A 10,642-nucleotide genomic window follows, 5' to 3' on the forward strand; every position below is an offset into this window, starting at 1 on the left:
AAGCCACATGGCCTATGCGCTGCGCTTGGCCCGTCGCGGGCTGGGCAACGTCTGGCCGAACCCGGCCGTCGGCTGCGTGCTGGTCCGTGACGGTCGCGTCGTCGGCCGCGGCTGGACCCAGCCCGGCGGTCGTCCCCATGCCGAGCGGATGGCGCTGGACGCCGCGGGCCCGCCGGCAGCGGGTGCGACGGCCTATGTGACGCTGGAACCCTGCGCGCATCACGGGCGCACGCCACCCTGCGCCGCGGGGCTGGTGCAATCCGGCGTGGCGCGGGTGGTCACGGCGCTGACCGACCCCGATCCGCGGGTCGCCGGCAGGGGGCATGCGATGCTGCGCGAGGCCGGGGTCGAGGTGACCGAGGGCGTTCTGGCCGCCGAGGCCGCGGACCTGCAGGCCGGCTTCCTGTCGCGGATCCTGAAGGGCCGACCCTTCGTCACGCTCAAGCTGGCCAGCAGCCTCGATGGCCGCATCGCCATGGCGAGTGGCGAGAGCCGCTGGATCACCGGACCTGCCGCGCGGGCGCATGTTCATGCGCTGCGGGCGCAGCATGACGCGATCATGGTGGGCGGGGCGACCGCGCGCGCGGACCTGCCGCATCTGAACGTCCGCGGCATTCAGACGCCGCAGCAGCCGGTGCGGGTCGTCGTCTCGCATCAGGCCCTGCCGCCGCTGCCGCCGCAGGACGGCGATCATGGGCCGCTGTGGAGGGTCGAGGGAGCGCCCGGCGACATCCTTGCCGACCTGGGCAGCCGCGGCATCACGCGCGTCTTCTGCGAAGGCGGCGGCCGCCTTGCGGCAAGTCTGTTGCAGGCAGGCTTGGTCGACCAGCTTGTCGGCTATACCGCCGGCCTGGCAATGGGTGCCGACGCGCGGCCCTTCGTGGGCGCCACGGGCTGGTCGCAGCTGGCGCAGGTGCCACGGTTCGACCTGGTCGAGACGAAGGTGATCGGCGGCGACCTGTTCCACCGCTGGCGGGCGCGCTAGCGTCGCCAGATCCAGCTGTGCCCGGCCAGCGCCCCTTGCGCCTTGGCCAGCAGCCGCAGGGCAGGGGGCTGGGCTGCATGTCCCGCGGCCAACCGGTCCAGCGCAACTTCGACAGGGCAGGGCAGCCCGGTCAGCGGATCCCGATAGCGCGGATAGGCGATCAGGCAGGCGTGAACCAGCGCGGCAAGGTCCGGCTGCGCCCGCCGACGCGCGGGCACTGGTCCCAGGTCGCGCGTCAGGCCCCAGCCTGCATAGAAGGGCGCGCCCAGAACCGTCACCGGCTTGCCCCGCAGCAGCGCCTCGAAGCCCAGGGTCGAGGTGATGGTCCAGACGCCGTCCGTCGCCTCTATGAGCGCGACCGGGTCCGCGTTGACCGCGACGAGGTCCGCGAGGGTTTTCAGCTCCTCGTCCGGAACAGTGCCGGGGCGGAGGCCCGCTTCGACGTCGGGATGCGGCTTGTAGACGATGCAGGCCAGCGGGTTCTCGGCGCGCACGCGTGCCAGCAGCGCCAGGTTCGTCCGTTCGGCCCCGGCACCCCGCAGGATCGAGGCGTCATCTTCGACCTGGCCCGGCACGAGGATGCGCGGCCGGCCGTCGCGCGGCGGGAGTGGTGCGTTGCCTTGCAGGTTGTACTTGCTCAACCGCGCTTCGATCAGGCGGGCAATCAAGCGAGTGGCGCGTTGCCGCCCGCCCGGTGGCGGGCCGAGGGCGATCAGCGCCTCGAGTTGCGATGGGGCCGCCGGGTCGAAGTAGATGCCAAGGTCGTCGGCGACGACCGAAATGGGCGGCGTCAGCGCCGCGCCCAGGCCTCGCGACCGCAGGAAGCCATCTTCCACATGCGTTGCCGCGGGGGCCTTGGCTGATGCGCTGGCCCAGACCAGCGTCGTGTCCGGCCCTGGCTCGCGGGCAAAACGCAGCGGCACCGAGTCGCTGAACTCCCGCATCAGGAAGCGCCGTTTCCACAGCCGCATGCCGAAGGCCACATGTCCGTTGCGGTCCTGCCGGAAGCTGCGGGCCTCGGCCTCCATCTGGTCGAGCGCACCTTCGAAATCGGTCAGCCGGTCACGGCAGGGATCGTACCACGTCGGCGCGGACAGGTGGCTTGCGGTGAACAGAGCCTCCCTGGATGCGGAACCGCGGCGGCCGGGGGGCATGGTCATCTCGTCATGGCTCTGCCCCCAGCCCGCATAGAAGGGCAGGCCGAAGAGACGCGGCCGGTGACCCGCCAGAAGCGCTTCGTAGCCCAGTTGGGAACTGACCGCGTAGACGGCGTCAGCCTGTTCGACCAGCCTCCAGGGCGAGACCGGGCCGGCGCAAATCTGGTCGCCGGGCTGAAGGTCCTCGATGCCCAAGTGGCCGGGCCGAAGGCCTGCGGCGGTCTCGGGGTGGGTCCGCAGGACGATGCGCTGTCCCGGGTTCTCGTCGCGGGCGGCCTGGAGCATGCGCAGGAACAGCGAACGGTCGGCCCCCAGAAGCGAGGCATCGCCCCGGGTCTGGTCGACGACCAGTACATAGCCCGATCTGGGCGGGTCCAATACGGGATCGTGGGCGTTGTACTTCGACAGGTCCAGCGATCTCAGCCGCGCCAGCCCCTGGACGGCGCGGACATGCGTCTCGGGCGGTGGCGCGGTCACCAGGCGTTCCAGCCTCGAAGGACGCGTGGGGTCGAAGTGCAGCCCGTCGGGATCGATCAACAGCCCCACGGGACCCCGCGCCGCCAGGGACCCCCGCGCCCGGCCCGGCAGGATCGAGCGCAGAAAGGCATCCTCGACGGTGACGATGGGGCAGTTCCGTTTCGCCGCGATGGCGATGCCCCGCCAGGCGGTGGGGCTGGCGCCCCAGATGCCGACCGGCTCGCCGGGCCGGGGCAGCGCAAGGGCGGGGCGGTAGCCGGCCAGCGCCAGGATGCGCGACAGCCGGGGACTGCGAAAGAAGCCGAGGTTTGCAACGCAAAGCCGCCGGACGGATCCGGCGGCTTCGGGATCAGTAGGCCGCATGGCTGCGTCAGTTGCCGAGGCTGGTCAGTCTGTCGGCTGTCGAGGCGCTTCCGGTGATGGCGCCCAAGGTCTTCTGCCACTGCACATAGGGTGCCTCGGTCACATAGACGGTGTCGCCGTCGCGGATGACGAAGTCGCGGGCCAGGAACAGTCCGTTCGGCCGGGTCAGGTCGAGGACATAGGCGAAGCGCTGCGTGCCGATCACCGGCTTGCCCAGAACCCGGCTGGCGACGGATTCGGGTTCGTCGCGCATGACGAAGACGCCGGTCGGGTCGGCCAGCTGCGAACTCAGGCCGCCAACCATGGCAATGGCCTCGACCGCATTGATGACCTCGTTGCCGAGCGGGACGCGGGTCTGCCCACCAAGCGCGCCGAGGGCGGTGAAATTGCGCTGGTCTTCTTCGACGACAACGAGGTCGCCGGGGCGGAGCGCGATGTCGTTCAGCGGGCTGGCGTAAAGATCCGTAAGCCAGACGCGGCCGCTGTCGTTGCCGCGCTTGACGGTGACCACCGCAACCTCTGGGGCGATGGCGACGCCGCCGGCGCGGGCGAGCATCGCCGATAGCGACCGGGTCGGGCGCTCGATCGGATAAACGCCCTGCGCCGTAACGCGACCCATGACCGACACCGTCGCACCGTCGCCGGCCACGCGCTGCACCGTGACCTGCGGGTCGGGCGTCTGCACGGACAGCCGTTCGGTGATCGTCTGGCGCAGCTGGTCTGGCGTGCTGCCTGCCGCGCGAACGCGCCCGGCATAGGGCACGAAGATGTAGCCGTCGCTGTCGACCTGGATCTCGGTCAGCGCGGTCGAGCTTGCGCCGAGCGATGTCAGAAGGCCGTCATCGACGTTTTCCCAGATCGACAGGCCAAGCACGTCGCCGGAACGGATCTCGTCCGCGCCGACTTGGCTGGCATTGCGGAAGCTGTTCGAGAACCCGTAGGCCGGGGCAAAGGCCGACGCGCGCGTGACGTGGTCGTTCACATAGATGACCTGGGTGTTGCCGCCACGCTCGACGGCGCCTTCGAAGATCTCGTTCTTGTTGGGTCCCGACCGGGGCAAGGCGCAGGCGGCAAGAAGTGTCATCGACGCAAGCATCAGCAGTCGCAGCGGTGCTGCGGATCGAATGAAAACTGTCACCTCTGGTACTCCTGTTCTTGTCCTCGGCCGATGATGCCGATTTTGTAGACCGTTTTAGTCGCGTCGGCGCAGGCATGCCAGAGCCGGATGTTCCGAAGCCGTTCAACGAAGCCGGTCCGAGAGCTGCTGGCGCGGCAAGACCTGGCCCGTCGCAAGGGCATCGTAAGGGTCGTGCGGCGACAAGAGCATGTCAGCCACGAGACGCAGCGCATGGGCACGTGATCGGCTGGCGTAGAATCCGCCCGGAATCTGGCTGGTTTGCAGAAGATAGTCGCGGAAGGTCCGATAGGCCTGCGGGTCCGGGGCATCGGGCGAAGCCAAGAATTCGTCCAGCGACTGATCGGACACAAGTCCCGGCTTTCCGTAGACGGCGCGGCCAAGCGCCTTGACAGGGATGCCGCGCCACAGGGCCTGCTGCGCCCCGGTGGAATTCACGGTGACGACGGCGCGGGCATGAGACAGGATCTCGGCCAGCTTGCCGCCGCGGATATAGTGGACGCGGTGGGCCACGCCCTCGGCCTCGGCCGCGGCATGGATAGCGGCGCGGTTGCCGGCGCGCCCATCCTCGAGAGGGTGGGCCTTGAGGATCAGGTGATGGTGGCGGGGCGCCGACCGGGCAAAGGCTGCGACCGCAGTCTGGACGAACTGCGCGTTCCGGGTGAAGGCCGAGTGGCCGAGGAAGTTAGAGTCGTGTTCCAGCTGCATCAGCACGAGGTTGTAGGGCCAGCCGGAGAGCCGCAGTCGCCGCCATTGCAGCGCTTGGCCCACCCGGTGGATCGGCGTCAGCAGAAGGCGGCGGAGGTTCAGCCGGAACTCCTGCCGGACCGAGATCTCTCGGTGGCCCCGATAGGCGCGGTACCTGCGGTTCGCGACAAGGACCAGGAAGTGGTAGAAGGCGCCATAGAACTTGTGCTGCCCCATGTCGCCCCAATGGGCGGGCGGGCGGCGCACCTCGTTGATCTGTTCGCGCAGGACGCGGCGCATCTGCGCCAGCGGGATGTCTAAAAGAACCGAGTTGCCGTTCGATCCGTGGCGTTCGTAGCTGATCCAGTAGGGCCGCAGGTAGCCTTCCTCGAAGACGTGGACCGTCACGCCGCGCGTGGCGGTCAGCTTGCGGGCCGCGTCGTGAATCGGGCGGACGTCGCCATAGAGGATGATGTCGGTGATGCCCTTGTCGTCCAGGATGCGCCGCAGGTGGTCCGGCCAGTCGAGCGCCGTGCCTTCGTGCCGGATGAGGCTGGCCTTGTCGGACCAGAAGAATTCGTCGCCGGCATTGAAGCCGCAGCGCCAGATCTGCGCGCCCGTCGCGCGCAACAGCCGTGCCAGGCGGTCGAAGAACGGCCCGTGAGGCCCCTGCAGCATCAGGAACGCGCGGGCGGGGGCGCCGTTCGTCACGGCCGCCGGGGATTCACCGCCGGCCGGTCGCGGCGGGGATGGGCTCTGGTGCAGCATGCTCGACCTGAAGCAAACCTTCCTGACTGGACAGGTTGTCGGTCCCCCATGCCACGAGGAACCGGGTCGATCCAGACATTTGTGCATCATGGCCGACCCGCGGAAACAGGGCATGACGCTTGAACGGGCAGGTCCGATGCCCTAGGTCAAATCGAACGGCAAGGGGAAGACGACGATGTTCACCGGCATCATCACGGATATAGGCATCGTGCGCGCGGTCGAGATGCGCGGCGACATGCGCGCCCGTATCGGCTGCGGGTATGACATGGCTGGCGTGGACATGGGCGCATCCATCGCCTGCGACGGGGTCTGTCTGACGGTGGTCGCCAAGGGCGATGACTGGTTCGACGTCGACATCTCGGCCGAGACGCTGTCGAAGACCAGCATCGGGTCGGACGGATGGATAGTCGGCCAGCGCCTGAACCTGGAACGCGCGCTGCGCGTGGGCGACGAACTGGGCGGCCATATCGTCAGCGGCCATGTCGACGGCGTCGCGCGGATCGTCTGCGCCTCTCGCGACGGCGATAGCCTGCGGCTGACATTCGAAGCCCCGGCGGCGCTGGCGCGCTTCGTGGCGCCTAAGGGATCGGTCGCGCTGAACGGCACGTCGCTGACGGTGAACGAGGTGGAGGGCAACCGCTTCGGCATCAACCTGATCCCGCATACGCAGCAGGTGACCACTTGGGGCGATGCGGCCGAGGGCGACGCGGTCAACCTCGAGATCGACACGCTGGCCCGCTATGTCGCGCGGCTGGCCGAGGCCGGGCAGTAACATCACGGCGCGGTCCCCTCGGCGCGCAGCAGCAAGGACGACCCCATGCAATTCGAACAGCCAGGCCCCGTCGAGCGCGACCTGTCGAACGCCATCTCTCCGATCGAGGACATCATCAACGAGGCCCGCAACGGCCGGATGTTCATCCTGGTCGACCACGAGGACCGCGAGAACGAGGGCGATCTGTGCATTCCCGCGCAGATGGCGACGCCGGACGCCGTGAACTTCATGGCCACCCACGGCCGCGGGCTGATCTGCCTGACGCTGACCGCCGAGCGGATCGAGACCCTGGGCCTGACGCTGATGAGCCCCAAGAACTCGAGCCGTCACGAGACCGCGTTCACGATGTCCATCGAGGCGCGCGAGGGGGTGACCACCGGCATCAGCGCCCATGACCGCGCCCGCACGATCAGCGTGGCGATCGACCCCACCAAGGGCGCGCCCGACATCGCCACGCCGGGGCACGTCTTCCCGCTGCGCGCCCGCGACGGCGGCGTCCTGGTCCGCGCCGGCCACACGGAGGCCGCGGTCGATATCTCTCGTTTGGCGGGGCTGAACCCGTCGGGCGTGATCTGCGAGATCATGAACGAGGACGGCAGCATGGCGCGGCTGCCCGACCTGATGGCCTTTGCGCAAAAGCACGGGCTGAAGATCGGGACCATCAGCGACCTGATCCGCTATCGTCGGCGCTATGACAACTTGATCGCCGAACGGGCGCAGCGCCAGGTCCAGTCGATGCATGGCGGCGACTGGATGATGCGCATCTTTGCCGACGAGACGCAGGGGACCGAGCATATCGTCCTGTCCAAGGGCGACCTGACCACCGACGTGCCCGTGCTGGTGCGCATGCACGCGCTGGACCCGCTGCACGACGTTCTGGGCATCGGGCGCGAGGACGCCGGCAGTCTGCCCGCCGCCATGCGCGCCATTGCCGACGAGGGGCGGGGCGTCGTCGTGCTGATCCGCGACCTGTCCGAGGCCATCGCCGATCCCGGAGAGGTCGGGCCGCACACGCTGCGCCAATACGGGCTGGGGGCGCAGATCCTGTCGGCCCTGGGTCTGTCGCAGCTGATCCTTTTGACCAATTCCGCGCCCGTGAAGGTGGTGGGTCTTGACGCCTACGGGCTTTCGATCCATTCCACCCGGCCTATTCCCAAGGACTGAGAGATGGCCTCGAACACGCAACATCACGAACTGGCGCTGCCGCGTCTGGACGCTCCGGTCCGCCTGTTGGCAATCGTTGCGCCCTATTACAAGGAGATCGCCGACGGCCTGCTGGCCGGGGCTCGCGCCACCGCTGAAACAGCCGGGGCCAGCCTGGACGTGATCGAGGTTCCCGGCGCGCTGGAGATCCCGACCGCCATCGCGCTGGCCGCGCGGGGGGGGAACTTTGACGGGTACGTCGCGCTTGGCTGCGTGATCCGGGGCGAGACGACGCATTATGACACGGTCTGCAACGACAGCTCTCGCGGATTGACGCTGCTGGGGCTGCAGGGCGTGTGCATCGGCAACGGCATCCTGACGGTCGAGAACCTGGCGCAGGCGCAGGTCCGCGCAGATGCCGCCGGGCAGAACAAGGGCGGTGGCGCTGCCGCCGCGGCGCTGCACCTGGTTGCGCTGGCGCGCCGCTGGCGCAAGACGCCCGGCGGCGTCGCCCCGGACCATGACGTGATCCGGCTGGCTGGCGCGCTGGAAGGGCAGGGCCGGGCATGACCGAGACAGGAAAACGACCGGACCGCCGCACGCTCAGCAGTGCCGCGCGGCTGTATGCCGTGCAGGCGCTGTTCCAGATGGAGGCGGCCGGCCAGTCCGCCGACCGCGTCACCCGCGAGTTCCAGAACTTCCGGATCGCTGCCGACGACCGCGACGGCCCCACCGCCGAGGCGGATGAAGCGCTGTTCGCGCGGATCATCGACGACGTCGTCATGTGGCAGTCCCGCATCGACCAGGCGACGGACCGCGCGCTGGTCGAGCGCTGGCCGATCGGCCGGATCGACCCCGTCCTGCGCGCCGTCTTCCGCGCCGCCGGTGCCGAGCTTGTCACCGGACGGGCGCCTTCGAAGGTCGTGATCAGCGAGTACGTCCGCCTGACGCAGGCCTTCTTCCCGGAAGGACGCGAGACGAAGTTCGTGAACGCTGTCCTCGACCACATCGCGCGCGAACTGCAGCCGGATTCGCTTGATTGAGCGTGCTTCGGCACCGACTCTCTGGAAAGCCCGGCCAAATCGCCGGGCTTTTTCATTGACCGAACGGGTCAGGAAGCTGTTTAAGAGGCAGGCCGCTGCTTTGACTGGCCCGCATGTGGCACATCAAGCGTGACTTCTATGCAACACGATGCGTGGCACTGCCCGGTTCATAAATTGCCTTTTTTTTCAGCACTCACATGCGTGTTTCAGAGATGCTGCACAAGAGTTGCCGTGGTGAACGTAGTCGCGCGTCGATTTGTGTCACGTTGCAAAGCGGTTACATCAAGCGCCAATTGGTTGCATCAAGAATGATTTCAGCGCGAGTTCGGCGAGCTTTCGCCGGTGGCCCTACTGCCGCCGAATGCTGTGTTTCATAGGGTTTTGCATTATCTCGGGCTGCCCTTTGAACCTGCAGGGGGTGGGTCTAATTGATGTCGCAGCAGAGATGCTCTGGTGCCAAAGTGGAGCCAGGACAACGAAACTCAGCTCGTGAGGAAGACAAGATGAAAAAAGTTACGCTGCTGACCGGCACCGCCGCCATCCTGGCCGCTCTGTCGGCGCCTGCGTTCGCGCAGTCCGAAATTGCCACAGGCGCCGACGCAACTGGCATCTCCGGCATCGACGATCGTATCACCGACATCGAGGATGATGTCACCGACCGCTTCGACCGTGACAACGATGCCGACCGCTTCGGTCCGGCCGACCGCCGTCAGGGCCTGTTCGGCACCATGTCGCTGAGCTATACCGGCCGCACCGGCAACACCGAGAACCAGGATCTCGCCGTCGCGGGCCGCATCAGCTACAATCAGGGTGTCTTCGCGCAGAGCGTCGGCCTGTCGATCGAATTCGGCGAGGACGACAACGGCGACAAGGACCAGGAAGAAGTCAACGCGATCTATGACGCGCAGTACTACTTCAACGACCGCTTCTATGCCTTCGCCCTGGGCCGCATCAGCCAGGACGGCCTGGTCGACGGTGAGCGCAACAGCGACGGCCAGTCGGACGAGGACTTTGCGTCCGAGTTCAGCGACTTCCGCCGCGACGCCTTCCTCGGCTTCGGCCCAGGCTACCGCGTCCTGAACACGCCGCAGACCACCTGGCGCGTCCAGGCCGGTGTTGGCGTCCGTTACACCGAAACCGGTGCCCAGTATGCCGGCGTCGATTTCGATGGCACGCCGGTCGAAGATTCGTCGAACACCGATGTCGGTTACATCGCGTCCTCGCGTCTGTACCACCGCTTCAACGAGAACGTCTTCATCACGAACGACACCGACTACCTGGGGTCGAGCGACTCGGATGACGTCATCACCAACGAATTCGGCGTGAACTTCCAGATGTCGGACCAGCTGGCGACCCGCCTGAGCTACACGACCGAATATCAGGAAAACCGCGACATTCGCACCGACAACAGCCTCGGTGTGGCGGTCGTCTACGGCTTCTGATCGTCCCTCTCGATCGAAGTCTCTCTGGAAGGGCGGCCTCGGGCCGCCCTTTTCGCATGCCTGAACGGCAGGTAACGGATGGCGGGGGTATGAGGGGAAAGTGGCGGGAACCGCAGCAACCGCGACGGCGTCAGATTTCCCGAAAGCCTGATCAATCAGGTGGGCACCGGGTAACGTGACCAAGGTCACGACAGAGCCAGCACCCTCGGAAAACTTATAGGCCAGTGGAAAAATGGCCGTACGCGCGAAGAGCAGAAGCCCGCCACCGTCGAAGGTAAGACCGCTGCCGCAGCTTTTCAAGACGCCGATCGGCAACGGCGTCTCGCGCTCCGGGAGGCTGACGTGAGTCGGTCGATTCGACGGGTGCGGGAGCCGGAAGCAGCGAAAGCGTCGGGTAATAGCAATATAATTCAGTAACATAGACATGAACGGGCTTCCGCCCCTCATTTTTCTGTTGCGTCTCTCGTTCGCGGCTCGTAAACACCGCTTCACCGAAGGCGGGGACGCCTGAGGGGCCGGGACTGCGGGGCTGACGCTCTGGACGCCTGGGAGACAATTAGGGGATGGGTGACCTGGTTTGGTGTTGCTTTTTGCGGCGCTTGATCGGTGATTTTGTTTCTTCTGCTTTTTGACATTGATGGATATCTGAAGAGATATGCGGGCGGTCTGG

The 10,642-nt window shown here is 67.1% G+C and carries 9 protein-coding genes; 6 read left to right on the forward strand and 3 right to left on the reverse strand.

From position 1 onward, the window contains the following. The first annotated feature begins 7 nt into the window (after positions 1 to 7). Positions 8 to 985, forward strand: coding sequence for a bifunctional diaminohydroxyphosphoribosylaminopyrimidine deaminase/5-amino-6-(5-phosphoribosylamino)uracil reductase RibD (gene ribD / locus OC159_RS16875; protein WP_265502355.1), 978 nt, complete (start codon positions 8 to 10; stop codon positions 983 to 985). On the opposite strand, the gene OC159_RS16880 is transcribed toward ribD, so the two are convergent. The 3 genes from OC159_RS16880 to OC159_RS16890 form a co-directional block, all read right to left on the reverse strand. Next, entirely contained in the window at positions 982 to 2,982 is a 2,001-nt protein-coding gene (locus OC159_RS16880) for a capsular polysaccharide biosynthesis protein (protein ID WP_265502356.1), read from the reverse strand. The genes ribD and OC159_RS16880 overlap by 4 nt on opposite strands. Positions 2,983 to 2,989: 7 nt before the next feature. Next, positions 2,990 to 4,066, reverse strand: a complete 1,077-nt coding sequence (locus OC159_RS16885) for a polysaccharide biosynthesis/export family protein (protein WP_265502358.1) — start codon at positions 4,064 to 4,066, stop codon at positions 2,990 to 2,992. Between the two features lie 156 nt (positions 4,067 to 4,222). Then, a complete protein-coding gene (locus OC159_RS16890; protein WP_265502359.1) occupies positions 4,223 to 5,515 on the reverse strand; it encodes a capsule biosynthesis protein in 1,293 nt (430 codons plus the stop codon). 232 nt (positions 5,516 to 5,747) lie between these two features. Between OC159_RS16890 and OC159_RS16895 the strand changes: the two genes are divergently transcribed. The 5 genes from OC159_RS16895 to OC159_RS16915 all read left to right on the forward strand — a co-directional run bounded on the left by OC159_RS16895 (position 5,748) and on the right by OC159_RS16915 (position 9,972). Then, positions 5,748 to 6,344, forward strand: coding sequence for a riboflavin synthase (locus OC159_RS16895; RefSeq protein WP_265502360.1), 597 nt, complete (start codon positions 5,748 to 5,750; stop codon positions 6,342 to 6,344). Between the two features lie 45 nt (positions 6,345 to 6,389). Further along, positions 6,390 to 7,508, forward strand: a complete 1,119-nt coding sequence (gene ribB, locus OC159_RS16900; RefSeq protein ID WP_265502361.1) for a 3,4-dihydroxy-2-butanone-4-phosphate synthase — start codon at positions 6,390 to 6,392, stop codon at positions 7,506 to 7,508. 3 nt (positions 7,509 to 7,511) lie between these two features. Continuing rightward, the gene (locus OC159_RS16905; RefSeq protein ID WP_265502363.1) at positions 7,512 to 8,057 is read left to right on the forward strand and encodes a 6,7-dimethyl-8-ribityllumazine synthase; all 546 of its coding nucleotides are present in this window, start codon (positions 7,512 to 7,514) and stop codon (positions 8,055 to 8,057) included. Continuing rightward, positions 8,054 to 8,530, forward strand: coding sequence for a transcription antitermination factor NusB (nusB, locus tag OC159_RS16910; RefSeq protein WP_265502364.1), 477 nt, complete (start codon positions 8,054 to 8,056; stop codon positions 8,528 to 8,530). Before OC159_RS16905 ends, nusB begins: the two co-directional genes overlap by 4 nt. 503 nt (positions 8,531 to 9,033) lie before the next feature. Then, positions 9,034 to 9,972: a DUF481 domain-containing protein gene (locus OC159_RS16915; RefSeq protein ID WP_265502365.1), complete on the forward strand. Its 939-nt coding sequence runs from the start codon at positions 9,034 to 9,036 to the stop codon at positions 9,970 to 9,972. Positions 9,973 to 10,642: the final 670 nt, after the last annotated feature.

The sequence above is a fragment of the Paracoccus beibuensis genome (assembly GCF_026162625.1).
Classification (GTDB): domain Bacteria; phylum Pseudomonadota; class Alphaproteobacteria; order Rhodobacterales; family Rhodobacteraceae; genus Paracoccus; species Paracoccus beibuensis.

Excerpts from the sequence above, each read along its gene's own strand:
- ribB (WP_265502361.1), top strand. The coding sequence starts at position 6,390 with ATGCAATTCGAACAGCCAGGCCCCGTCGAGCGCGACCTGTCGAACGCC.
- OC159_RS16915 (WP_265502365.1), top strand. The coding sequence starts at position 9,034 with ATGAAAAAAGTTACGCTGCTGACCGGCACCGCCGCCATCCTGGCCGCT.
- ribD (WP_265502355.1), top strand. The coding sequence starts at position 8 with ATGGCCTATGCGCTGCGCTTGGCCCGTCGCGGGCTGGGCAACGTCTGG.
- OC159_RS16905 (WP_265502363.1), top strand. The coding sequence starts at position 7,512 with ATGGCCTCGAACACGCAACATCACGAACTGGCGCTGCCGCGTCTGGAC.
- OC159_RS16880 (WP_265502356.1), bottom strand. The coding sequence starts at position 2,982 with ATGCGGCCTACTGATCCCGAAGCCGCCGGATCCGTCCGGCGGCTTTGC.
- nusB (WP_265502364.1), top strand. The coding sequence starts at position 8,054 with ATGACCGAGACAGGAAAACGACCGGACCGCCGCACGCTCAGCAGTGCC.
- OC159_RS16895 (WP_265502360.1), top strand. The coding sequence starts at position 5,748 with ATGTTCACCGGCATCATCACGGATATAGGCATCGTGCGCGCGGTCGAG.
- OC159_RS16885 (WP_265502358.1), bottom strand. The coding sequence starts at position 4,066 with ATGACACTTCTTGCCGCCTGCGCCTTGCCCCGGTCGGGACCCAACAAG.